Source organism: Chitinophaga sp. Ak27, assembly GCF_012726295.1.
In the GTDB taxonomy this organism is placed as follows: domain Bacteria; phylum Bacteroidota; class Bacteroidia; order Chitinophagales; family Chitinophagaceae; genus Chitinophaga.
Map to the genome: position 1 here is coordinate 586,058 of NZ_JABAOB010000003.1, position 24,727 is coordinate 610,784.

Annotated in this window: 18 protein-coding genes; 15 read left to right on the top strand and 3 right to left on the bottom strand. The window is 45.7% G+C overall.

Annotation, left to right across the window (positions count from 1 at the left end):
- Positions 1 to 98: 98 nt before the first annotated feature.
- Together HGH90_RS13850 and HGH90_RS13855 are read left to right on the top strand one after the other, a co-directional pair.
- Positions 99 to 506: a c-type cytochrome gene (locus HGH90_RS13850; protein ID WP_145665034.1), complete on the top strand. Its 408-nt coding sequence runs from the start codon at positions 99 to 101 to the stop codon at positions 504 to 506.
- A 273-nt stretch (positions 507 to 779) separates the two neighbouring features.
- A complete protein-coding gene (locus tag HGH90_RS13855; protein WP_168761996.1) occupies positions 780 to 2,024 on the top strand; it encodes a DEAD/DEAH box helicase in 1,245 nt (414 codons plus the stop codon).
- 88 nt (positions 2,025 to 2,112) lie between these two features.
- Here HGH90_RS13855 and HGH90_RS13860 read toward each other — a convergent pair whose 3' ends face one another.
- Positions 2,113 to 3,459, bottom strand: a complete 1,347-nt coding sequence (locus HGH90_RS13860) for a DUF2252 domain-containing protein (protein ID WP_168761997.1) — start codon at positions 3,457 to 3,459, stop codon at positions 2,113 to 2,115.
- A gap of 297 nt (positions 3,460 to 3,756) precedes the next feature.
- Between HGH90_RS13860 and HGH90_RS13865 the strand changes: the two genes are divergently transcribed.
- A complete protein-coding gene (locus HGH90_RS13865) occupies positions 3,757 to 4,659 on the top strand; it encodes a DUF1266 domain-containing protein (RefSeq protein WP_168761998.1) in 903 nt (300 codons plus the stop codon).
- Positions 4,660 to 4,662: 3 nt separating this feature from the next.
- Here HGH90_RS13865 and HGH90_RS13870 read toward each other — a convergent pair whose 3' ends face one another.
- Positions 4,663 to 5,559, bottom strand: coding sequence for a hypothetical protein (locus tag HGH90_RS13870; protein WP_169191334.1), 897 nt, complete (start codon positions 5,557 to 5,559; stop codon positions 4,663 to 4,665).
- 103 nt (positions 5,560 to 5,662) lie between these two features.
- Here HGH90_RS13870 and HGH90_RS13875 point away from each other — a divergent pair, with 103 nt between their 5' ends.
- The 9 genes from HGH90_RS13875 (at position 5,663) to HGH90_RS13915 (ending at position 14,981) form a co-directional block, all read left to right on the top strand.
- Positions 5,663 to 6,403, top strand: a complete 741-nt coding sequence (locus HGH90_RS13875) for a glycine-rich domain-containing protein (protein WP_169191335.1) — start codon at positions 5,663 to 5,665, stop codon at positions 6,401 to 6,403.
- A gap of 16 nt (positions 6,404 to 6,419) precedes the next feature.
- Positions 6,420 to 6,797 (top strand): hypothetical protein, encoded by a 378-nt coding sequence (locus HGH90_RS13880; protein ID WP_168762001.1) that lies wholly within the window; start codon positions 6,420 to 6,422, stop codon positions 6,795 to 6,797.
- 562 nt (positions 6,798 to 7,359) lie between these two features.
- Positions 7,360 to 8,523 carry a sensor histidine kinase gene (locus tag HGH90_RS13885; RefSeq protein ID WP_168762002.1) on the top strand — a complete coding sequence of 388 codons (1,164 nt, stop codon included), beginning with the start codon at positions 7,360 to 7,362 and terminating at the stop codon, positions 8,521 to 8,523.
- 5 nt (positions 8,524 to 8,528) lie between these two features.
- Entirely contained in the window at positions 8,529 to 9,281 is a 753-nt protein-coding gene (locus tag HGH90_RS13890) for a LytR/AlgR family response regulator transcription factor (RefSeq protein WP_168762003.1), read from the top strand.
- A 116-nt stretch (positions 9,282 to 9,397) separates the two neighbouring features.
- On the top strand, positions 9,398 to 9,580 hold the full coding sequence (locus tag HGH90_RS13895) for a hypothetical protein (RefSeq protein WP_168762004.1): 183 nt from the start codon (positions 9,398 to 9,400) through the stop codon (positions 9,578 to 9,580).
- Between the two features lie 42 nt (positions 9,581 to 9,622).
- The gene (locus HGH90_RS13900; RefSeq protein WP_168762005.1) at positions 9,623 to 9,997 is read left to right on the top strand and encodes a response regulator; all 375 of its coding nucleotides are present in this window, start codon (positions 9,623 to 9,625) and stop codon (positions 9,995 to 9,997) included.
- A gap of 116 nt (positions 9,998 to 10,113) precedes the next feature.
- On the top strand, positions 10,114 to 13,167 hold the full coding sequence (locus HGH90_RS13905; RefSeq protein ID WP_169191336.1) for a lantibiotic dehydratase: 3,054 nt from the start codon (positions 10,114 to 10,116) through the stop codon (positions 13,165 to 13,167).
- A 99-nt stretch (positions 13,168 to 13,266) separates the two neighbouring features.
- A complete protein-coding gene (locus HGH90_RS13910; RefSeq protein WP_168762007.1) occupies positions 13,267 to 14,550 on the top strand; it encodes a PQQ-dependent sugar dehydrogenase in 1,284 nt (427 codons plus the stop codon).
- A gap of 11 nt (positions 14,551 to 14,561) precedes the next feature.
- Positions 14,562 to 14,981, top strand: a complete 420-nt coding sequence (locus tag HGH90_RS13915) for a c-type cytochrome (protein WP_168762008.1) — start codon at positions 14,562 to 14,564, stop codon at positions 14,979 to 14,981.
- Positions 14,982 to 15,117: 136 nt separating this feature from the next.
- On the opposite strand, the gene HGH90_RS13920 is transcribed toward HGH90_RS13915, so the two are convergent.
- Positions 15,118 to 17,487 carry an ABC transporter permease gene (locus HGH90_RS13920; protein WP_168762009.1) on the bottom strand — a complete coding sequence of 790 codons (2,370 nt, stop codon included), beginning with the start codon at positions 17,485 to 17,487 and terminating at the stop codon, positions 15,118 to 15,120.
- 305 nt (positions 17,488 to 17,792) lie between these two features.
- Here HGH90_RS13920 and HGH90_RS13925 point away from each other — a divergent pair, with 305 nt between their 5' ends.
- The 3 genes from HGH90_RS13925 (at position 17,793) to HGH90_RS13935 (ending at position 24,710) form a co-directional block, all read left to right on the top strand.
- Entirely contained in the window at positions 17,793 to 20,900 is a 3,108-nt protein-coding gene (locus HGH90_RS13925; protein ID WP_169191337.1) for a phage baseplate assembly protein V, read from the top strand.
- Between the two features lie 87 nt (positions 20,901 to 20,987).
- Positions 20,988 to 21,524, top strand: coding sequence for a hypothetical protein (locus HGH90_RS13930; RefSeq protein WP_169191338.1), 537 nt, complete (start codon positions 20,988 to 20,990; stop codon positions 21,522 to 21,524).
- 42 nt (positions 21,525 to 21,566) lie between these two features.
- Positions 21,567 to 24,710: a phage baseplate assembly protein V gene (locus tag HGH90_RS13935; RefSeq protein WP_169191339.1), complete on the top strand. Its 3,144-nt coding sequence runs from the start codon at positions 21,567 to 21,569 to the stop codon at positions 24,708 to 24,710.
- Positions 24,711 to 24,727: the final 17 nt, after the last annotated feature.

Below are 24,727 nucleotides of genomic sequence, written 5' to 3' on the forward strand. Positions count from 1 at the left end.
CCTGTGTGAAAAATCAGGAGGGATCATTACAACATATGATTCTTTTTTGTAGATTCCCGATCAGAAGGAAGCTTTTAATACTATTTAAACCCATGGTCATGAAAATCAGGAAAAGTTTTGTAGTGGTGGCGGCACTGGTGGCTGTCGGCACCCTATGTTCTCTCGCATTACCTCAGCAGCCTGAAAAGGCAAAGAATCTGAAGGTATTGCCTAAGGATATCAGCCACGAAGAGCTGATTGCAACCATGCGCGGTTTCAATGCCGCCCTGGGTGTAAAATGTAATTTCTGTCACGAGCCAAGCAAAGATGATCCCAAGAAACTGGATTTTGCCAGTGATGCCAATCCCCATAAGGGCACTGCACGGGATATGATGAAGATGACCAAAAGGATCAACAAGAAATTCTTCAAGGGTTCGGAGGTAATGGCAGTAAGTTGTTATACTTGTCACCATGGTAATGAAGAACCGAAAACCAAACCAGATGCAGCTCCTGAAGCTGCCAAGTAGATTTTTAAAAAGGGCCGCCGGAAAGCGGCTTTTTTTATGCGGTTTAGCCCATCTTGCAGCCTATTTTATGGATTCATATGTTATTTTATTAATTTATGGCTATCCTGCTGGGAAAATCAGTATCTTTGCATCCGTCTGTTGAGTTAAAAGCATAAAGCACAGTTATTCACTCTCTCCAGTCCGGAAATCTTTTCTTTACTGCTCTCCCTCAATTGTGATAACGCTAAAGACGAAGAAGCGTTATTTAATATTTATTACATCAGATATATCAATATGTTATTCGAGCAATTAGGGCTTATTGCGCCCATTTTAAAAGCTGTTAAAAACGAAGGTTATACCACGCCTACCCCTATACAACAACAATCTATTCCTATTGTACTGGAAGGAAAAGACTTACTGGGATGCGCACAAACCGGTACCGGTAAAACGGCCGCGTTTGCTATTCCTATTTTACAGTTATTGTACAACAGCACCCCGGCTACACAGGGGTATAAGCATATACGTACGCTAATATTAACCCCTACCCGTGAGCTGGCCGTACAGATCGATGAAAGCTTTGCCGCCTATGGTAAATACACAGGGCTGAAGCACGATGTTATCTTTGGTGGTGTACCGCAGCACCGGCAAACCATTGCCCTGCGTAATGGTACCGATGTGCTGATTGCTACACCCGGACGCCTGCTCGACCTGATGAACCAGGGCTATATTTACCTGAACCATCTGGAGATTTTTGTGCTGGATGAAGCAGACCGTATGCTGGACATGGGCTTTATCAATGATATCAAGAAAGTAATCCGGGAATTGCCGCAGCAGCGTCAAACCCTGTTCTTTTCTGCTACCATGCCGCCAAGCATTGCGCAACTGGCTAACTCCCTGCTGTACAAGCCGGAGAAGGTAACCATTACGCCGGTATCTACTACTGCCGAAAGGATTGAACAATCCGTGTACTTTGTAAAGAAGAAAGATAAACAGCAGTTGCTGGATCACCTGTTGAAAGATAAACGGATAGAACGTACGATTGTATTTACCCAAACCAAGCATGGCGCGGACAGGATTGCCAAGAATCTGAAGAAGCGCAATATCAATGCTGATGCGCTGCATGGCGATAAATCGCAGGCCTCCCGTCAGAATACGCTCAACAATTTTAAGAACGGACGTTTGCGCGTATTGGTAGCTACGGATATTGCTGCCCGGGGAATAGATGTGGATGCATTGGAACATGTGATCAACTATGACCTGCCGAATGTTTCTGAAACGTATGTACATCGTATAGGCAGAACCGGTAGAGCAGGCGCCGTGGGATATGCGCTTTCTTTTTGTGATACCGAAGAAAGACCGTATCTCCACAGTATTAATAAACTGACCCGGCAAACGATTCCTTCTGTTTCGCATCCTTTTGAAGAGGCTGCGCTCATAGAGGTCCGTAATGCCAACCCGGATTTGCCCAAGGCAGACCCCCGGAGGCCTAAGCCGAAGAACAGAAGAGGTAAGATAGATAAGCGCGACAGAACCTTCTAGTCACGCAAAGTATTATAAAAAGCAAAGGCGCAAAGAGTGTTGATCATCTCTTTGCGCCTTTGCTTTTTATAATACTTTGCGTGATGCTTTATTCTTTCTTTGCCGGTAGTTTACCGGCTTTGATGGCTTTCAGGAAGTCGGCATAGTCTTTCTCTGTTTGATCGGCATAGGCTACCGCAAATTTGCCAATAGCTTCATCCATGATATTGGCTTTTCCCATGTAGCCACTGATCATATCTCCTCTTCCTGTTTTGGCGTGCGCCCTGGCCAGCACCTTTCCACAGAGGCCTGCATAGGCGCCCAATACTTCTTTATCGAAATGTTCGACGTCCGGGGCTATTTTGCGGTCTCTCAGCTGGCGCAGGTAGTAATGGCGGTTTTCCAGTCCGGTGCTCCATCCCAGGAAAATATCGCTGGCTGCCTGCACCAAGCGTTGCCCCTGTACTACACGCTCTCCATTGTGTTTGTATTTGGACTTGCCTGTATAAGCTTCCAATACACTGTTGCGGGCCTCTTTCACCTGCATAAAGAGCGGCTCATTTTTATCGTTCATCATCAGGGCTACATAGCAGCGGGTGCCCACGCTACCTACCCCTATTACTTTCAGGGCCAGGTCTACTATCCTGTATTGACTCATCAGGTAGCGCCGGTCGTCCTGGAGGGTATTGAGATAAGACTCCAGGAAGTGATGTACCATTTCTTTTTGTTTAACCAGGTCGATGGTATGATATACCAGCGGATGTTGATCCGCTATTTCGAAGTTGCCTAAAACACTTGTCGTAATTTTATATAGCACCTTTTCAGGCGTGTTTTTCTCTGCTTTGTCTATGGCGGTTTTCAGCATGGTTTTCACCTTTTCGCTTTTGCTGCTGTTTAACAGGCCGGGTATATCAAACTTCATATACCACAGATCAAGTGTGTTCATCTGGGCATATTCGGTGATAGCATTTCGATAGGCGCTGGCCACATCTATGGCCATTTGCCTGGCATCGGCTTCCCGCATGCTGTTATGCCGGGCTGCCAATACAAAGCTGGTGGCCAGCCGTTTGATATCCCATTCCCAGGGAGCGGGCAGTGTTTCATCAAAATCGTTGGCATCGAAGATGAGGTTCCGTTCGGGCGTAGCAAACCCACCGAAGTTCATCAGGTGGCAGTCGCCCATTGCCTGTACCTGTAATTGTGTATGGGGAAGTCCGGCCAGATCGCGCGCCATAATATCGGCGGTACCCCTGTAAAAGGCAAATGGCGAAGTGCTCATTCTGCCGCAGCGAATGGGAATCAGTTCTTCCACCCGGCCCGCATTGGATGCCTGTATAGCCTGTAAAATAGTAGGGCGTTGTTTGGGTAGTTTAAATATTCCCTGGGAAGTGCGGGGAATGCTGTCCCTGATTTGTTTACCCGGATTAGATGGGATGGTAGTGGTATTCGTGCTCATTGGGATCTTGTTAATAACTAAACGTTAGGCCTACACGACTTGTTTTATTTGTACCCGGAAGTTACGTCTTTCGCCAGTACACTAATTGGCATTCATTGATTTTTAACAATGCCATAGTGATCATCTCATTAAGTATTAATATTATAAATTTCTATAAACATTAATTATATTTGATATGTAAAATTATTTTTAGAAAACTTTTCGTTAATTTTATACGTAAGTAACAGTATACCAGTCATTTTAACCAGACGATAACCACCAATATAAACCATATATCCTTAACCTTAACCATATACTATGGACCAGCAATACATGGACAAGTACTGGGAGCAATTACGTAACATGGGATTTAGCGAAGACATGATTAACCTGTATAAGCAACAGGTAGAGCAATCGATGAACCAGGCAGACAGCTGGAATGCACAAATGAGCGTATTTACGGAAAATATAAAGCAGTTCAACCAGATGTTTGGTGGTGATGATGCAGATGTATGCGACATGGATGATCAGCCACAGGTCATTCGCCTGCACACTGGCAGTCGTTTAATGCCGGAACAGCAATGGGCCATTGCTTGTGGAGCAGATATAGCGTTCGTTAATCAACAATACCTGAATGATATTACTACCGGGATGAGTAAGGCCGACTGCCGGGAGCAGTTGTCTGAGTGGTGGGATATTGACAGTACCGCTGAATTGGTAGATATGCTGAATTGGCTCCGTGAAAGCGGTCATAGGATTGAATACGATATTATCTGGCAGGCGATCAACATGGTATCCATGAAAGAAAGCAAGGCCTTTTTAAGGGAATACATTGCCAGCAATGAGCTGGAAGAAGCCGTGGTAATGGAGCGTTTGCGTAATACCCGCGACGCCCTGGAACTTTTTAAAGAGCGGAAGCTGATTGATAAATCATTGCAACCGGATATGCTGATCTGGGATTTTGCGCGTATTATTAACCTGAGCAGGGCTGGCTACGATGCGGGCTATCTGACCTGTGAAGCGGCGTTGGATTATATGATGCAGTGCGTACCGCTGATTAAACGGAGCTATACCTCCTGGCGACATCTTTCGCTTTCTTACCAGTTTGCCCGCTGTGTATGGAACGGCGTGGAAATGGGAAGTTTCGAAACATTACACGCTAACATGGAATACTTGCTGATGGCGCCGGAAAGCCCCTGGAAGCGGCTATCTTTCAGATAAGCTTTAATGTTGCCGGATCCTGTTTTGCTCGCTGTCTTTCAGGTGCAGCAGGATATGCTTGGGCAGGAGGGGACTGTCGAATGCCAGGTCGACCGATTTTTTCTGGAAGTCTTTTGCCCTGGGTACGCGATGGAATATTTCATAGAGCGCGATGGGCTCCTCATTGAAACCCACACAGGTACTTACAAAATTCATTTCTTTAATCTGGTAGCCCGCTTGGGTAATATTATCTTCTACGTCGGGGAGTCGCCCGATGAAATGACGTTGACGGATAAACGTAGTACTGTTCATTATAATGAAGACATAGTTGGCAAATGCGGTTACTTTACCATAGTACATATGATTGTCTCTTCCGGAGCGTTCTACCAGGTATTCATCTCCTGATTTATATATTTCGAGGGCGGAGCGCCAGATACGCTCATGGGCTTTCTTACCGGGCTTAAGAGGGAGGTTGCGGTTGTAGCAATACCAGTATCCCATCAGGTTGTCGAGTAATAGGCGGTTGGTCCCCGCAATGGGAATATTGATTTTAAGTTCGTGGAAAGGAAACTGCGTGGTGGCGTTGTTAATAAAATCGATGTAACTGCTGAATCCCAGGATGGTGGCGAGGGTATTTAGTTTAGAGAAGTTAGGACTACTGATAGTAGTTAGCGCCGATTTTACCTGCGCGGCCTTTAATTTTTTTATGATGAGGTGCTCGTATAAATAATTATCTCCGAATAATACGGGTGGTGTAGTTATCTTTTTGCGGCGGTGCTGTTTCTCTATCTGTATGTTGAGCTCCTGTGCTGTATAGGTCCACTCTGCCTTTGAAACATCTTCCCAGCTTGTTTTTTTGAGATATTGATGTGCAATGTAGTTCATTAATCGTTCCAGGTTAAGCAACTCTTCTTTACTCATAGAAATACGATTATAATACGATTATAGGTCGGTATAAGATACAAAGAATACGTGAGTCTTGTCTTTTTTTTCCATCTTCCGTATATGAACAAAAGATCGATATATGAAGAAGCAGACATTATTTGCGGCCTCGTCGACGGGCCCGCTGCTGTGGCAGCAAATCAGTGCTTTCCGGCTGGATGATCCGACAGCTGTGTTACCCTTCTCACGGAAACTGGCCAGGGAACAAGGGTGGGATCAGGCCTTTACCCAGCGGGCCATACAGGAGTACAAGCGATTCATTTACCTCTGTTGTATTTCTCCCGGCGGTGCATCGCCCTCGGCCATTGTAGACAAGGTATGGCATCAGCATTTGCTTTATACTGAAAATTACTGGGTCGCCTTCTGTGAACAAACCCTGGGCCGGTACATTCATCACCACCCTTCGTTGGGCGGACCGGCGGAAAAACAGCGACATGAGGCATGGCAGGCCAGTACCTGGGAGCAATACCGGCGATGTTTTGGTGAAGATCCTCCCGCGGCCTTCTGGCTCGATGAAAAAGTTAGTTTCCCCTCCTCTGTATCAGTTCCTTTAACCCGGTTGTTCCGGCGTGGGTTAACCTTCCTTCTCTTCTTTTTTCTCCTTTTATTATTTCCCGGCTGTAACGGCGCCAGCCCTACGAATTTCATTTTGTTTGGTCTCCTGGTATTTTGGGCGGTGAGAACAGCCACGAGCAAACCCGGTAAATCGTCGGGTGACAGCATTGACAGCAGTTGCTCCAGTACTTGCGGCGGGGATAGCAGCTGTGGCAGTAGCTGCGGAGGAGGTTGTGGCAGTGGCTGTGGTGGTTGCAGTGGTTCCTGAAGATAAAAACTCATTTATGCACAACAAAATACCATATTACTGGCTGTTAATAATATTTTTCCTGGGGGGGGTGCTCCCTTTATTGTATGTGAACCTGGTAACCGCTCAGTGGAATCCTTTTGCTATGAACGGCCATCATTTTATTCGGTTTTACCTGCTTTGTACCGGTGGCAGTTATCTTAGCCTGTTGGTGACGGGTTATGTACACCGACCGGTTGTTTATCCGGTTTTTATATGTTGGTGGCTGGGAGGGATATTTATAATAGGGCTGGCAAGGTTGGGGCAGGGCATGTATCATGGAAAAGCTGTGGGTTACCTGGTAATGCTATTACTGGGGCAATTGATATGTTGGAGACTGGGTATGACTTTCTTGATAAAAAAAGAGACAGACTGATGTCTATCTCTTGAGGAGCTTTGGGTTTCATAGTGTTTACATAGAATAGAATAGTGTTAGCAGGTAGATGTTCTTACGCTCAGCTATATATTCTTTTTTGGAGTAACCGTTGGATAAAATGTGCTAGGTTTTCTGACCAGATTGGTATAAATATTATTCGATGACGAAATTATCAACTACAATAGTATGACAATGGTAACAACAATGGATGAAAGGCTGCTTTCTGGAGCTTTGCGCGACTTCATCCTTGTTTTCAATGTGTTAGTAACAAAGAACTTAGTATCTGTGGTCTGATTCACTGATCTATATCAAAAGTCTACAAAAAGCGGGAGCCTTTTAAACTTATTAGATGAATTGACCCATAAACGCGATGAAAATGCGGTTGTTTCCAACATTGTATATCATCAATGGAGCTGGAATTCATTCATAATGTGTAAGTTGCAGTCGGAAAGGTAAATTTATATAATTTTAATTTTTTATACGATAAAAGAAATTACGGATTGATAAAGTATTTTTATCTTACTTGCCTTTTGCTTACTGTCATTTATATATATAGGGTACGATGCTAGCTTTTCTCAGGGACAAGACCAACGGAAAGCCACTTGATGTTAGCCGGAAGCTGATGGAGTGGATTTCCTTCTTTTTATCTGATAAATATTATAAGACCAACATCAGGGTATGGGCACATGTACTCATGTGGGCCATCCTGTCGGTCCTGTACGGGCTGATGATGGCGTCTAATTTCACTATATCCATCGGGGTAAGCGTGTTGTTTATGTTGCGGAACATACTGGGGGCGATGTTTTTCTTTTACACTGCGTTTTATTTTATTATTCCCAAAGTTTTACAGAAGGGGTATTTTTTCCTGGCCTTGCTATGTTTCTGCGTTCCCTTTTTCTTTTGGTCGGTTATCAATTATCTCTGTTCCCTGTATGCAGTGGCTTTCCTGGAAATTAATGACACTTCGCTGCGGGAATTCCTGAAGCGGGTGGTAGATGCCGGTTGGTCGGACACTTTTGGGCTACATCATATGATAAAAATTTTCCTGCCGGTGTTAATGGTCATTGCACCGCCGGTATCCCTGAAGCTGATATTGGATATTATCCGATCTTCCACCCGTACACTGCGGCTGGAAAGAGATAACCTTAACCTGGAGGTTAGCTTCCTGAGATCCCAGCTGAACCCGCATTTTTTATTCAATACCCTGAATAATATTTACTCTTTATCGATCAGAAATGACGCGTTGGCCTCGGATTTGATTATGCACTTATCTGAAATGATGCGTTATACCCTCTATGACTCCAATACCGACAAGGTGCCATTGGATATGGAGGCAGAGTTTCTGAAAAATTATGTGGAGCTGGAGAGTGTGCGGTATGGTAAAAACGCCAGTATCCAGTTTAACTGTGATACCGACAAAATAGGTGATCACCTGGTGGCGCCGCTGCTGATGTTTCCTTTTGTGGAAAATGCCTTTAAATATTCCCATAGCACCACCAACGATAAATGCTGGATACATGCATCTATGGAAGTAGTGGAGCGGCAGTTGCGGTTTGAAATTGCCAACAGCAAGGGGGAACAGCCGGCAGGCAAAAAAGTGGCCGGTGGAATAGGATTGAGCAATACCCGTAAGCGGCTTATTTTGCTATATCCCGACCGGCATACCTTACATATTGAAAATAATCCCGAATATTACAAAGTTGTCTTGACACTAACGCTGAATTAAAAACTATGGATCAAGTAATTACCTGTCTGGTAGTGGATGATGAGCCTTTCGCACGGGATCTGATGGAAAATTACATTGGACGGGTGCCTTACCTACAACCTGTGGCCTTCTGTGAAAGCGCATTTGACGCTATAAATGAGTTACAACGCCAACCGGTAGACCTGCTTTTTTCAGATATACAAATGCCCAATATCAATGGTATAGAAATGATCCGTTCCCTGAGTAACCCACCGTTCGTAATTTTTACGACGGCTTCCCGGGAGCATGCCATAGCGGGCTTTGAGCTGGATGCTGTAGATTACCTGGTGAAACCTATTTCCTTTGAACGATTCCTGAAAGCGGTGAACAAAGCCAGGAACCATATCGGGCAGCGGCAGCCACCAGTGGTACCCCAGGAGGCAACTAAGCCCAAGATCAGTAATACCAATCACCTTTTTGTAAAAGATAATAATAAGTTAACCAAGATCCTTTTCGATGATATTTATTATGTGGAAGGGATGAAAGATTATATAAAAATTGTATGCAGGGATAAGATTGTGATCACCTACATGCGTATGAAAGTGATGGAAGATGTTTTACCTGCCGATCAATTTATGCGGATTCATAAATCTTATATTATCCGTCTTCAGGCTGTCAAATCTCTTATGGGCAATACGGTGGAGGTAGTAAACGGGCAGACGGTGATTATCTCAAAGTCCTCCCGCCAGGAGCTGAAGCGGTTACTTGGGATTGCCAACTATGGAGAGGATGATGAGTGAAATATTGTCGTTGGTCGAAAATTAAGGTAATTACGTCTAATAAAATATGCTATATACTATGAATGGGCGAGCTTAGATAGCAGATATACTTATCTGTTCATCTAAATTACTGTTTTATGGTAGACAAAAAATCTATGAACAGCCGTCCGAGACTATTATTGGAAAAGGAGATTATTTCCAAAGCAGATGTTTATTCGATTGAAAACATGCGTACATCTGACAGGTCCGGAAAAGGAAAGCTGCATTCCAGCGTACCCACTATTCCCACTACATGGGGCATCTTAGGTGCCGAAGCTTAACCCAATTTGTTTACTATTCTTCATGATTAACCCCCGTCAGCAATGCAATACAGATGTGCCATAGTAGATGACGAGCCCTTGGCATTAGACATACTGGAAAACTATATCCAACGAACTTCCTATTTGAAACTCGTAAAGAAGGCATCAGAACTGGCAACAGTAGAAAACCTGATTGCCGAAAGAAAAGTGGACCTCGTTTTCCTCGATGTAAACCTGAGAGGTAACACGAGGGACATTATAGCGCAGTTCCTTCGACAGGACTGCGTTTTTATTCTTGTTACCGCCTATTCCAGCCGGGAAATACAAAATCTTTACTGGAAAGAGAAACAAGGATATCTGGGTAAACCTGCGAGTTATAAAAAATTTGTGAATGAAATGGAGAGAGTGATTCCGGCTGTTAAATTGGCCATGACCTGAAAGCAGGTCCGGTTTGCTTTCAATTATATAGTATCTTAGCGGCTTAATACCATACGTGATAAATGGGTTCATCACGCATACGCCCGCTAAAAGCTCACGATTTCTACCTCCTCAGAATGCCACTGTTGTCATGTGAAGAAGTACTCCGCTTACATCGCAGTACCTTTAATGACCCGGTGTCTTTTGTTGCGGCCATCCGGCAGTGCTTCACGCTCCCGTTGCTACAGGAAGCCGTTTTCCTGGCTAGTCCTGACCTCTATACTGAAATGCTGAAATGGCTGCGGGCGCCCGACAGCTCCATGAAGTTGCCGTTGGCACTTTACCGTTATCTCTTGAGAATGAGTGTGCGCTGCACGCCCTATGGGCTGTTTGCCGGTTGCATTACCGGTACTATTGGCCCGGGAAACACTCTTCTAACACCTCCGGCTGCCCATCACCGTTACAAGGTAGCCCGCCTGGATATGGAATACCTTTCGGCACTTATGGACGAGCTGGTAACGTGGCCGGATATCCGGTCACAGTTGGATTTTTACCCTAACAACAGCCTCTACAACGCGGGGCCATCCAGCCGCTATTACGAGTACCAGTTGCGGAACGGCAAAAGACATTATTTTCTCAGTGAATTTTTACAGCGGGACTATATCCGCGAGATATTGGCCGCTGCCCGGCAGGGGGCCCGTATAGCCTACTTGGTGAACGTATTATATAAATACGACATTCCGGAGAAGGAAGCTGCTGTTTTCGTCGAAACGCTGATACATAACCAGATACTGGTGGCTCACCTGGCCCCGGTGGTAAGTGGGGAAGATAACCTGGCTTACCTGATCCGGCAGTTGCCGGAGGGCCATGCCGCAGTGGCCACCCTGCAGCGGGTTCAGCAGCTTTTGCAGAAGCAAACAGATGGAGTGCAACGGTATCTTGAGATACAGTCCCTGCTGGCGGGGCAATTTCCCAACGTTACCATTAAAGACCCGGTGCAGGTAGATCTCTTCTTTCCATCGTTCCGGCATCACCTGTCGGCCAGGGCGGTGGAGCTGCTGCTACCGCAGCTGGAGCGTTTGCAGGTGCTGGCTAACCGCAGTACGCCGGTCGACCTGCAAACATTTAAGAAGCGGTTCCTGCAAATGTATGAGCAACGGGAAATCCCGTTAATGACGGCACTGGACAGTGAATCAGGTATCGGATACGGTATCGTATCCGGCGATAATGCCAGCTACACCCCGTTGATTGACGACCTGGTAATGCCGGTGGGAGAGAAAAAAGGCAGTGCTAACTGGAATGAGCATACGAAATTTGTATTGAAGCATTTCTTGCTTGCCCAAAGTGGTCGTCATAAGGAAATATTGCTTACCGATGCTGACCTGGACGAGTTGTCGGCGGCTATGGAAGTACCCTCGTTGCCGGCCAACCTTTGCCTGATGGGGGCGCTGCTGGCTACCGATGCAGATGCCCTCGACAAGGGCGATTTTCGCTTTTTGTTTAAATCCTTTTATGGTCCCAATGCTATCGCGTTGCTGGGGCGTTTTGCGGCAGGAGATAATACGCTGAAAGGCAAATTGAAAGCAATGGTGCAACAGGAACAGCTGTTGGAACCCGATAAGGTATTTGCAGAAATCGTGCATTTACCGGAAGGACGTACCGGTAACGTCCTGCTACGTCCTGCTCTGTACGAATATGAAATACCTTTCCTCGGGAAAAGCAGTAAGCCGGAAGTTTACCAGCTGCCGGTCACTGACCTTTATGTTACGGTACGCGATAACCGGGTGATATTATGTTCGGCGCGATTGGGGAAAGAAGTGGTGCCCCGGCTTACCAGTGCACATAACTATACCCGTGGGTTGTCGGTCTATAAATTTTTATGTGATCTGCAGCAGCAGGAGGCGGTATCGATGCAATGGAATTGGGGCTTGCTGCAGGAGCAACCTTTTTTACCCCGGGTGGTATATAAGCAGGTCATAATAGAACGGGCGCGATGGAAGATTACCCAGGCAGCCTTCCAGGCGCTGCAACCGCAGCGTACCGCGGTGGGGGCGCTGCAGTTTTTGAAAGACCAGTATGAGATTCCGGATACCGTATTGTTATCGGAAGGAGATAATGAGCTGCTGATAGATTTTTCGAGCGTTTTTGCGACAGGCATACTTGCCGAAAAACTGAAGAAAGGGGACATTGTGTTATGCGAGCATTTGTTTAATGCGGACACCCGCTTGCAGGCCAACGATAGCGGCGCATTTTGTAACGAGATCATTATTCCGTTGCATAATACCGCTTACCAGCCCGTTGCCGGCCGGCCGGGCGCGCCCGCTGCCACGCTTGTACAACGTAGTTTTTCGCCTGGCAGCGAGTGGTTGTATGCCAAGATCTATTGCGGTCACAAATGGATGGACCGGCTGTTGCTAAGAGAGCTGATGCCCCTTACCATGGAATTAGAGGAGGCGGGAATGGTGGATCGATGGTTTTTTATCCGTTTCCAGGACCCGGACCACCATATCCGGATCCGGTTTCACCTGCCACAGCCTGCGCAGCATACCAGCGAGGTAATCGGGTTATTGAATAAAGTACTGACGCCTTACCTGGACAACGATGTCGTACAGAAAGTGCAGTTTGACACTTATATACGGGAGTTGGAGCGATATGGGCCTTTGCAAATAACGATCAGTGAAAAGATATTTTTTCATGACAGCCAGGCGGTAACCCGTTTGCTGGCCATTGATACCGGCACTACTGCTACCGAACGGTGGTTGCTGGCACTGAAGGGGGCAGATGCGTTGCTCGACGATTTTGGTTATACGCCTGGAATGAAATTACAATTGCTACGCCAGTTGCAGCAGCAATTTTTTGCGGAGCATAAAGGGGATGCAGATCTGCTGCAACAGCTGAATAACAAGTACCGGCAGGATACTCCTTTGATAACGGCGATACTAAGGGATAACGGGCATGTGCCTACGCTGGTGGAGATGAGCCGGGATATTTTTAACCGCCGCTCTGTTGCTATCCGCAAGCTGGTGGAGGAGTTAAAGGCGCAGCAGGCCGATGCGGTAATGGCGTTGCCTCCCCATTACCTGCATATGTTCCTGAACCGGATGTTTGCTGCCAACGCCCGGTTGCATGAGCTGGTGATTTACCATTATCTCATGAAGTATTATACTTCAGAGGTGGTCAGGCGTGGATGATACCGTTCATCTTATTAATTACGGATTCCATTAAAACCTTATTATTTTTACAGCCTTGAGTGTGAAAATCCGTATAAAATCATTGAAAAACTTAGTAGCATGAAAACAAATGTAGTTTTGCTGGGATGCTTATCACTGTTGTCTGCATCCTGTTTGGCAGATAATGGCGACAGCAGCGCCATTCATCGTTCTGTGGGAGCAGATCAGGCAAATGCAGGACTGAAGCTGCCTGCTGGTTTTAAGGCCCAGGTAGTAGCGGAAAACCTGGGCGCTGCCCGTCACATAGCGGTGACCCCGCTAGGCGACATCTATGTAAAAATACAAAGTTCCAAGCCCGGTAAAGCCATTGCCGTTTTACATCCCACCGGCAGCGGAAAGACCGACGCTGTAAAAACTTTCGGTACTTACCGGGGTACGGGTATGGTAATTAAAGATCATTACCTGTATACTTCTTCCGATGAAGATGTTTATCGTTATCAGCTGAACGATAAATTTGAGGTGATGCATCCGGATCAGCCGGAAAAGATAGTGACGGGATTGATTAATCGTCATCAGCATGAGTCGAAGTCTATTGCTTTGGATAATGCCGGTAACATCTATGTGAATATTGGCGCTTACTCGAATTCCTGCCAGCAACAGGACAGGGCTAAGGGTTCCAAAGGAATACCGGGCTGTCCTATACTGGATTCTGCTGCAGGAATCTGGCAATTTAAAGCGGATAAGCTGAACCAAACCTATGGCGATGGCGTTCGTTATGCCACTGGTTTGCGTAATGTAGTAGGCCTGGATTGGAATACAGCGCAGAATCAGTTGTTTGTAATGCAGCATGGCCGTGATGGACTGTTTGATATGTTCCCGGAATATTACGATTTACAACAGGGAAATGAATTACCGGCAGAATGTATGTATGCCCTGAAGAAAGGTGACAATGCCGGCTGGCCTTATATTTACTACGATGGTATACAGCATAAGAAGATGCTGTCGCCGGAGTATGGCGGCGATGGTAAGAAAACCGGTGGCGACGATGCGATTGACCCGGTAGTAGCCTTCCCGGCGCATATGGCACCTAACGGATTATTGTTTTATACCGGTAACCAATTCCCGGCGCGTTATAAGGATGGCGCTTTCATTGCTTTTCATGGTTCCTGGAACCGGCAGAAAGGACAGAAGGGATATTATGTTGTATTTGTACCTTTTAAAGATGGTAAGCCTTCCGGCAACTGGGAAGTATTTGCCGACAATTTTACCGGCGTGGAAAATATCCAGTCCCCCGGACAGGCGCAGCACCGCCCTTGCGGATTAGCCCAGGGTCCTGATGGCGCGTTGTATATAACAGATGATGTGAAGGGTACAGTGTATAAGATTTCTTACAGCGGTAAATAATGGAATTTTGTATGAAGAAAATAACGATGATAGGTGTTGTACTTTGTGCAACACTTTCTTTTTTGTCGGCACAAACACCGAAGAAGCCTGCTGGTAGCCAGTCGTCGGTTATCCGGGGAAAGAAGGTATATGAGCAGTATTGCCTGACCTGTCACCAGGTGGACGGCAGCGGGGTACCGCATTTGAATCCTCCGTTGATAAAAACATCGTTTGTACTGGGCGATAAAACGAAGCTGATACAGGTTATTTTAAAGGGGATGCAATCGTCTGAGCCTATTGATGATGAATATTATTCCAATAATATGCCGCCACATAATTTCCTGAAAGATCAGGAGATTGCCGATGTATTGACTTATGTGCGGCGTAATTTCGGCAACAAAGCCAGTGCCGTAACTGCTGCCGATGTAAAAACAGCGCGAGCAAAGAACTGATCATTACGTATAGCTGGTCACTTATAATGACAAGGTATTTTAGCTGCCAGCAGCGCTCTCGTTTGGAGCATACGCAACGTATAGTCGTTGCCGTATAGTTTTTCAAGCTATCCGGCGACGACTATTTTTAGCACCGCTATTCTGTTTTGAGGCTTTTGGCCGGATCGGCCAATGCAGCTTTTATAGATTGGAAGCTGATGGTGATGAAGGTGAGTGCAATCACAGTAATGCCGGCAGTGATAAATATGCAGGGGCCTATATGCACGCTATAGGCGAAGCCTTTCAGCCATTGCTGGGTAGCCCACCAGGCCAATGGTACCGCAATCAGGATGGCCAGGAGTATGAGGCGGAGAAAATCTTTCGACAGCAGCATCACAATACCGCCAACAGTAGCACCCAGCACTTTTCTGATACCTATTTCCTTGTTTCTTTTTTGTGCGGTAAAAGCAGCCAGGCCAAATAATCCGAGGCAGGATATCAGGATGGCTAAACCAGCAAAGTAGCGGGATAACAGCGATACCTGGTTTTCGGCGGCGTATAACTTTTCATAGTTTTTATCCAGGAAGGCATATTTAAAGGGAAATCCAGGGTTGAATTGGTGATACAATTTCTCTAATGCAGCCATTACCGGTTTTTCTTTTCCGGTTTCAATTTTCATCATAAAACGATAAGTGCCTCCCGGTTCCAGTTTAAGCAGGAGGGGTTTTACTTTTTCATGAAGCGACTGGAAATTGAAATCTTTTACCACGCCTACGATGGTGACATCGTTGTCCCATAACCTCACTTGTTTCCCGATAGGATCTTTCAATCCCATAAATTTAATGGCGGCTTCATTGAAGATAATGGCACTGCTGTCCGCGCCGAAGCTGCGGGAGAAGGCTCTTCCTTCTTTGATTTGGATATTGAGCGTTTGGAGCAGGTCATAATCGACTGGTACGTATTCAAATTCCGTTTTGTCTTTAGGATCTTTCCCTGGCCAATATACGCCGGAGGTACCACTGCTATGGCCACTCAGTTCATGACCAATACTTGTGGCACTGGTAATACCGGGAATATTCCTGGCTTCCGCGAGGAAGGTATTTTGTGTGTGAGTATCTTCCAGCTTGCCTTGTTTGTAGATGCTGATGATATGATCTTTACTGTAACCAAGATTTTTTGTTTGTATAAAGCTGATCTGCCGGTAAATCACCAGTACGGCTACAATTAGTATGATAGACAGGGTAAATTGAAAGACTACCAATCCTTTGCGGATCAGCAATTCACCAATGGAGTTGCTGAACTTTCCTTTCAGGGCAATTACCGGTTTAAAGCCAGATAACAGGAAGGCAGGGTAACTGCCGGCAACCAGGCCGGTGAACAGGGTGATGCCTATTGCAGATAAAATGAAGTTGATATTAAGATCTGATAGGGATAATTGTTTTTGTGTGATATGATTAAAGGCGGGCAATAAACCATATACCAGTAAGATAGCCAGCAACAGGGCAGCGAAGGCCATTAATACCGATTCGCCCAGGTATTGCAGGACCAGGGTACTTCTTCCCGCGCCCAGGGCTTTCTTAACTCCCACTTCTTTTGCCCTGCTGGCGGCTTTGGCGGTAGAAAGGTTCATGAAGTTGATACAGGCAATAAGGAGAATGAAAATGGCAATAATGGAGAACAAGCGTACATATTCGATGCGGCCTCCCACCTGGACGCCATTTTCGAAGCGGCCGTACAGGTAGTTATCGGAATATCGTTGCAGAAATGCGGTACGGTGGGTAATATCCCCATTTGTTTTTTGTTTGATAAAGCCGGCCAGTTTGGCGTTGAGCTTATCTACATCGGCGCCGGGTTTCAATAAAGCGAAGGTATGTACCGCAGTATTTCCCCAGTTATCTTTATTATTCTGTGCCCACTTCATCGTCGTCATGGGTAACAGGAAGTCGAATATATCATTGGTATGTTGTTTGGGCAGGCGGAAAACACCTGATACGGTATAAAATTTTTCGTGTTGAAACTCCACCGTTTTGCCCACTATATTTTGCGTAGTGCCAAACAGTTTGATAGCAGTGGCTTCAGAAAGCACAATGGCGTTGTTGTCGGCCAGTACCTGGTTGGGATTGCCTGCAATGAGCTGGTATGAAAACAGGTGGAAAAAATCTTTGCCGGCATATTTGCCATCGCTGGTAATGTTTAGTTCTTTGGAGGTGGAGAGTACTACATCGTCTATATAAGTGGTTTGTGTGGTATAGGCCACTTCGGGCATTTCTTTGGCGAGAGCGTCGGCCATGGGCATAGGAGAGGATTTGGCGGTCCATATGCCACTGGCTTGCACACGGTTTTCCAGTACCTGGTAGAGTTGTGCATCTTGCTGATTAAATTTGTTCATGCTAAGTTCATCCATCACCCAGATGTAAATCAGGAGCGCGCAAGCTAAACCGGTGGCCAGTCCAACGAGATTGAGGGAAGCAAATTTGCGGTCTTTTAACAGGTTGCGCCAGGCGGTTTTAAGATAGGTGACAAACATAGCTCGGAAATTTTTCTTTTTGCGAACAAAGGAAGTGCCATCGAATTATATGTTGTCCATAATAAAAATACGCATTTGTATTATTTTAATTTGTTCGGTTTTGAGACAGCAAATGTCCGGATATAGCGGTACATGGTAAGAATGGAAAGGATTTTTTCAGTTGGCCAGACAGCGGGATTTCCGTTCTGGCCGGGCATTATATTATTCCGCACCATTGTTCCGTTGTTTTTTATTCGGTATGGAATCCTTATTTTAGTTGATATGTCGCCAGATTGAGATTTTGTGACCCTGTATAAAACCATATCATGTCACTGTATACCCAAACTTTTTTTCGGATTGGAGATGTTCAATTTCACTCTTTTTATTCACTTCGGCTAGAGCAGAGCATTATGCAGCCTCACCGGCTTGAAATAACAATGGGACAGGAATGGATAGCGCATTATCATTTTGATTCTACCCAGCAGCTGATTGGCAAGGAAATCACCTTGTCGATTGGTGGTATAGCCGAAACCGCATCTACGGATATGCTGTCCTTTAATGGTATTATTACCTGCGTACATATAGGCAAAGGTATAGCAGGCGCGCATGGGTATTGCCGCATCATCGCCCATAGCCCAGATTTTCTGCTGGAAGATGATCCGCACACTACTACTTTTACGTTACAGTCATTGGACAGTATTATTGCCACCTGCCTGAAACGTCTGCAGCCCTATGGAGGGGCATTCCTTATTCAATCGCGGAATAGCCAGGCATTGAAGTATATTGTGCAATACAAAGAAACCACCGGCCAATTTGTGAAGCGCATGGCAGCCAGGTTTGGTGAATGGTATTTTTATAACGGTCAACAACTCATTTTCGGGCAATATACACCCCGGAAAACAATACTGGTTCACCGGCATAACCTGGTAGATTTTAATATTTCCTTACAGACAACGGCCGGCAATTCCAGTTTACAACATTATGCCTATACCCCAGGACAGATCTTGGCATCTAATGCCGGCGCAGTGCCGCTGTCGAACAGCAACGGTTATACGACGCATGTAAAAACTGTAAGTAATGAACTTTATCGTAATTCCTCCTTGTACAAAATGAACTACGGGTTTACGGAGAATACGCAGGAGGAACTGGACAAGATAGCAGCAGTGCAGCACCAGGGTCAGTTGTCGCAAATGGTGGTATTGCGGGGCTGCAGTAAAGTCCCTTTTCTACGTATAGGCGATAAGGTGAGTATACAGGAGCAGCTGCCTGCTACTACCACACATGGTGATTTTATTATTACTTCCCTGTTGCATACCTGCACCGCGCATGGGATGTATAGCAACCAGTTTGAAGCAATTCCGGCAGATCTGGTGGGACCGGCTACCGACATACACAGTCACCCGCGATGTGAGTCACAAAGTGCGGTGGTAACAGACAATAATGATCCGGAAAACCTGGGCCGGGTAAGGGTCAGGTTCCGGTGGCAACAGGAAGGGAGCACGCCCTGGTTAAGGATTATTACCCCGCATGCCGGTACTGGTAAAGGAATATACCTGGTGCCAGAAATCAATGAAGAAGTATGGGTGGGATTTGAAGACGGACACCCTGAGAATCCTTATGTGCTGGGTGCTGCCTGGAATGGTACGGCGCATTCGGCTTTCGGTAGTCAGCGGAATAATATCAAAGCACTTAAAACCCGCGGCGGGCACCTTATTCGACTCGATGATACAGATGGGCAGGAAAGTATTACCATCACCGATAAAAACGGAAATATCATTTTCCTGGATACACCCGCCAGAAGCATTATGATTACGGCCGCCGAAGCCATAGATTGGTCGGCCCGTAACATCACCTTTCACATTGCCAATGCGCTTACGATTAATTCGGGCAACCAGCTTTTAATGAATACCGGCGGACGCATGTTAGTGTACTCGCCTTTATTCCAGCAAATGGTGCCCGGGTTTATGTACTTATTTAGCGAAAAGACGCTGTTACAATCCAGGGATGAGATCCGGGTTGAATCACCGGAAATTTATGCGGCGGGCAAGGAGAAAATGTTCCTGTATTCGGAGCAGCAAACGGTGCTCAATTCGCAGGGAACTAACTTTATTAAAGGAGCTACGGCGAGTAAGCACACTAATAGCCCGGATTCATATCAGGTAGCAGATGATGAACTGATGGTGGCCTGTGTGGTGCAATTCAGGCCGCAGAACAGCTGGAAAGGAGAATATGGGTTTGACTGGTTCCGGCAGAGCGATACCAGTATTTCCGGTGATGTGGATTATGAAGATATTGTTGGTAAGTATTATACCAGTGCCGCGTATACAGATATTGTAACGGACCGTAATGCCTGGAGTAAATTTTTTAGAAAAGAAGCCGCCGATCTGGAGCAACTTAAGCTGTTGTATACGCCTTTTCATTATGCTTTGAAGAAAGACAAGGATAACCGCGCAGTAGTATTGCGGTACTACGCGCCCTGGATAGCGCTTTTGCCATCCGGGCAGCCGGGTGCGGCTGAAGTGGAGCTGAAGCTGTTGATCGATTATCAGGATAAGCCGGCCAGAATAGAATTCGAATATAATGAAGCACATTTGTCGCTCGACAAAAAAACAATAACAGATATTCATAAGAAAGATACCCTTAAAGTTTCCAGCAGGATGGTATTTCCCAGGGATGAGGAGATAAATGTGTATGCCTATGCTAAACCTGATGACACCAGGGATAAACGTAAACTGGTTGGAAAGCTGCATGTGGTTGGCAGCGGGAAAACGAGGCAGGTAAACGTGGTGATTGTTAGGGTATTAACCAGGGTGCGGAGGGCTGTAAAACAAGGGGTTCCCATCAGGGGAGGCCTGGATGATTTTCAGCGTAGCCTTCGGCAAGCCCTGATCCAATTGAATATTACTGACCAGGCTAATGATGCCAACGGCGTGCCGGCAGTGATTACCCTTGATGTAACGGAACCAGGACTGAACTTTGCGGCAAATTATGCGCCTAATGGCAATTATCTGCGGCCTGTGCGGGCGGACCTGGGAGAATTCCTGAACAGGCAATTTGATCAAAGCAGGTACGGGACTTTATTTCCAGATCATTACCGACTTTTTTTCCTGGGAGATAGTGCTACTGAAAATACTGCTGATGCCGGCGGGAATCAACAAACCAGGAGTAAACAGGGATTTTCTCAACTAAACGTAAACTGGGGCGTGTTTTTTGCTACGCATGATAAGCCCACCATTGCACACGAAATGTTGCATGCGCTTGGGTTGCCACACTCTTTCGACAGCCAGGCACGGTTTTGTTATGAAGCACAAAAAACAGAGAATATACTTGATTATTCCAACTGGAATGTGGATATTGACGGTAACGCTCACACACCCATTAACCGTATCAGCACCTGGTACTGGCAATGGCAAGTATTGAACAATCAAATCTGATGCATGAGAAAAATATGTTTCCTCTATATTATTATCAGTATTACTGCCTGCAAATCGACCAGGCTTGCATCGCAAAATCCATTGCATATGATCACGAGAGAATTTGAGCAATTTGATATCGGAAAATACCAGGTGCAGCAGCATAACGAGTCACATGTTACGTTGCCGGATGGTACCTCCATTGTTCAATCAGGCAACCGGGAAACTGGTTTTATAGTGAATACTACTCCACCCAAACCATCTTTTTTTGTTGTCTATAAATATTATTATGGCAATGGCAATATCCGGGAAAAGGCCGTGGTTTTAGGAGAAGATACGTATGTTGGTAAATCATACCAGTTTGATGAGCAGGGCAAACTCACGAAAGAAACCAATGAAGACGCAGCTTTTGGAAAATTCAGTTATAACGATGTTTTGCACTATCTCCATCAACAAAAAATGATCAATATACATACCGGTGAAAACAGGGATAGGCTGCATCTGAAGTTTAATAATATTGATGGGAAGAAAACATGGGAGGCTGATATTGAGATCAATGGATTTAATAATCTCTATGTGCTGGATGGAGAAACAGGTAAAGTGTTGAAGAAAGCGAATCATATTCCTATCCGGATCGTTGAATAACGTTGCTGGTCATACCATTGTTATACCCAATAAAATTAATCCATGTCATTGTACGTACACACTACTTTCAGTATAGGAGATCATCAGTTTTCTGCTTTTCATTCGCTTACGCTAACCCAATCTATACAGGGGCATCATTGCCTGGAAATATTGATCGGATATGACTGGCTCGAAAAGCTGGGTGATAGCCTGTTTTCTGCGGGCAGGAATTTCCTGGGCAAAGAAATCAGCCTGACAATTACCAGTGTAGAGGCAGCAGGTAGCTATAGCCCTTTACAGTTTAAGGGAATAGTTACCGGCATCCATACGGGAAAGGAGAGCGATGGTACGCACGGCTTTTGCGTGATAAAGGCAAATAGCCCGGGTATACTGTTGGAAGATAATCCCCATATTGCCTGCTTTGAAAGACAATCCTTGCAAAGTATTGTCACACAATGTCTGAAAGGTTGCCAGCCATATACTGGCCAGCCGGCTGTAAACCCGGTTACCACCGTTCCGCTGAAGTATACGGTACAATACAAAGAAACTACCCAGCAGTTTGTTAAACGCCTGGCTGCTCGGCATGGGGAGTGGTATTTTTATAATGGTCAGCAGCTCATTTTTGGAAAATATAAAGGAAAAGAAACGAGTCTGACACACCAGGTCGACCTGGTGGATTTTGATATTTCCATGCAGGTACAGGCCCGGAATACCCGCTTAAATGGTTATGATTACAGGCAGGATCAAGTCATTGACCAAACGGCGGAAGCACTGCCGGCGCCCGACCTGAATGGCCCTGCAACCCATCTGAAATCGGTGAGCAGTAAATTATACCGGCATACTTCCCTGTATAAAATGAACTATGGGTTTAGCGGTAAAGCAAAATCTGAGCTAGACACATTTACCAGCCTGCATCAACAGGGGCAACTTTCCCGGATGATGTTGCTGACAGCTACGAGTAAAAGTACGGCGCTGCGTATAGGCGATACCGTACAGATTAATGAGCAGTTTCCTACAGTTGTCAGCCATGGCAAGTATGTGATCACCTATCTGAAGCATACTTGTACTGGTAGCGGGCATTACACTAATACGCTGGAGGGCATGCCGGAGGATATTGCCAGTCCGGTCATCAACATCCATGATTTTCCGCGTTGCGAGCCGCAAAGTGCTATTGTGACCGATAACCGTGACCCTAAGGGACTTGGCCGTATCCGGGTACGATTTCGCTGGCAGGAGCAAGGAAGTAGTCCCTGGTTACGAACACTCACACCTTACGGAGGGAAAGACAAGGGCTTCTATTTTATTCCCGAAGTGCACGAAGAAGTATGGGTAGATTTTGAAGATGGGAATCCTGAGGTGCCCTTTGTGGTAGGCGCTGCCTGGAATGGAAAGGCGGCAGCCGGATTCGGGGATGTCCAGAATAATATTAAAGCTATCAAAACGCGATCGGGGCATGAGATCCGCCTTAATGATAGTGATGGTCAGGAAAGCATTACCATCAGTGATAAAGGAGGTAATATTATTCACATGGATACGCAGGGAACAAAAATTTCACTCTCTGCACCGGAAGAAATAATAGTCAGTTCCCGGAATGTGACCATGAACGCCGGAGATACCTTAGCAATGAATGTCGGTAACCAGCTGAACATAGACGTATTACAGAAGATGATGGTCAACACACCCATTCTATACCAGATGGTATCTGAGTACATGCATTTATTCAGCGGCAAAGCCTTAATTAATGCGGAAAATGAAATAAAAATTGAATCCCGCGAAATCTTTGCCGCGGGCAAGGACAAAATCTTTATTCACTCCGATGAGAATGTAACCGTTAATTCGAAGGGAACGGCGGAAATGAAAGGCGCGAAAGGTAATAAGCACAGTAATACGGCCGATAAATATAAAGTGACAGAGATAAAACTGGATGCACAATGTATTGTTCACTTCAGGCCAGAGACCAGCTGGGCAGGTGATTACGGGTTCGATTGGATGAGGGTAGCGGATAGTGGTTTGTCTCATGGCGATGACGCTGCCAACACTTATGAGAAGATATGCGGCAAACGAGCTACTTCTTTTCCCGATCCGGCAGAATACGAGAAACTAAAGGGCGTGTATGGGAATCCTACACATGTTATTGTATCTAAACCTAAGCTGGATGCCACCGGGAAGCCGCAGACAGATCCGGTTACAAAAAAGAAGCTATACCATGAGTATTATGTTCCGTGGTTATGTTTGTTTCCAAAACAGGTGACTAAAATGGTATCTCCTGGAAAAGGTAAACCTCCGGTAGCACAAAAAACGGCGACTAGCTTTAGCAATACCAGCGCCGAAGTATCCATGCAGGTGACCGTAGATGTGGAACCGGAAAAACTGGAGATTAAATACGATAAAAGCCTTTTTAAACTGGATAAAGAGGAAATTGCAGCCAAATCCGCTACCAGTGGTACGCCGCGCAAAGTATCGCTGAAGATTGAGTGCTTGTCCGCTTTCAAGAAAGATCAAAGTATTGAGATACTGGCGCATAGTAAAAAAGCGGATGGCACCATCGAGAAAAAGCTGGCGGGAAAATTGAGATTGTTGGCTAATCATCAACGGTATAAAGTGAAGATAGCGATTGTGCAGGTAACTACTAAAATAGGTACGGTGCTAAAGGTAGCCAGTCCTCCGGGAAGAGAAGATGAGCTGAGGAAATACCTGCGGCAGGCACTGGTAGAGCCTTCCTTCGAGACACTAACGCTCGACTTATCGGCGGATACCACTTTTAACAGTAATCATTCCAATGGCGCTATTATTACAGATGGCGCCAGCGATGCAATCCAGGATCATATGAATAGTGCGTTGTATGCACTTTATAACAAGGGAGGTAAAGATTATACGAAGCACTACAAAATATATTTTATCAATGAAAGAGCAACTTCTTCTGCCGGCGCTGGTGGCTCACTGTATGGAAGATCTTATGGTATTCCATCTACGCCCCGGTCGGTAGTGGTTTTCGCTCCCGGATTTACAGATAGTACATTGGCGCATGAGTGTTTACATGCTTTGGGATTATACCATTCGTTTGATGATCATGGAAAACATACCTTTACGCAAAACCTGACAGACAATATTATGGACTATTCTGATGTGGCAGCTACCCCTATTCCGGTGGTTCAACTATGGAAATGGCAGTGGGAGGCCATCAGACCGAATATTGATGCTGAATAATAAACATGCAATAAAAT

Coding starts and splice junctions, on each gene's coding strand:
- HGH90_RS13925 (WP_169191337.1), top strand. CDS start 17,793: ATGTCACTGTATACCCAAACTTTTTTTCGGATTGGAGATGTTCAATTT.
- HGH90_RS13865 (WP_168761998.1), top strand. CDS start 3,757: ATGGACCAGCAATACATGGACAAGTACTGGGAGCAATTACGTAACATG.
- HGH90_RS13870 (WP_169191334.1), bottom strand. CDS start 5,559: ATGAGTAAAGAAGAGTTGCTTAACCTGGAACGATTAATGAACTACATT.
- HGH90_RS13905 (WP_169191336.1), top strand. CDS start 10,114: ATGCCACTGTTGTCATGTGAAGAAGTACTCCGCTTACATCGCAGTACC.
- HGH90_RS13935 (WP_169191339.1), top strand. CDS start 21,567: ATGTCATTGTACGTACACACTACTTTCAGTATAGGAGATCATCAGTTT.
- HGH90_RS13855 (WP_168761996.1), top strand. CDS start 780: ATGTTATTCGAGCAATTAGGGCTTATTGCGCCCATTTTAAAAGCTGTT.
- HGH90_RS13915 (WP_168762008.1), top strand. CDS start 14,562: ATGAAGAAAATAACGATGATAGGTGTTGTACTTTGTGCAACACTTTCT.
- HGH90_RS13880 (WP_168762001.1), top strand. CDS start 6,420: ATGCACAACAAAATACCATATTACTGGCTGTTAATAATATTTTTCCTG.
- HGH90_RS13885 (WP_168762002.1), top strand. CDS start 7,360: ATGCTAGCTTTTCTCAGGGACAAGACCAACGGAAAGCCACTTGATGTT.
- HGH90_RS13875 (WP_169191335.1), top strand. CDS start 5,663: ATGAAGAAGCAGACATTATTTGCGGCCTCGTCGACGGGCCCGCTGCTG.
- HGH90_RS13920 (WP_168762009.1), bottom strand. CDS start 17,487: ATGTTTGTCACCTATCTTAAAACCGCCTGGCGCAACCTGTTAAAAGAC.
- HGH90_RS13860 (WP_168761997.1), bottom strand. CDS start 3,459: ATGAGCACGAATACCACTACCATCCCATCTAATCCGGGTAAACAAATC.
- HGH90_RS13850 (WP_145665034.1), top strand. CDS start 99: ATGAAAATCAGGAAAAGTTTTGTAGTGGTGGCGGCACTGGTGGCTGTC.
- HGH90_RS13895 (WP_168762004.1), top strand. CDS start 9,398: ATGGTAGACAAAAAATCTATGAACAGCCGTCCGAGACTATTATTGGAA.
- HGH90_RS13910 (WP_168762007.1), top strand. CDS start 13,267: ATGAAAACAAATGTAGTTTTGCTGGGATGCTTATCACTGTTGTCTGCA.
- HGH90_RS13890 (WP_168762003.1), top strand. CDS start 8,529: ATGGATCAAGTAATTACCTGTCTGGTAGTGGATGATGAGCCTTTCGCA.
- HGH90_RS13900 (WP_168762005.1), top strand. CDS start 9,623: ATGCAATACAGATGTGCCATAGTAGATGACGAGCCCTTGGCATTAGAC.
- HGH90_RS13930 (WP_169191338.1), top strand. CDS start 20,988: ATGATCACGAGAGAATTTGAGCAATTTGATATCGGAAAATACCAGGTG.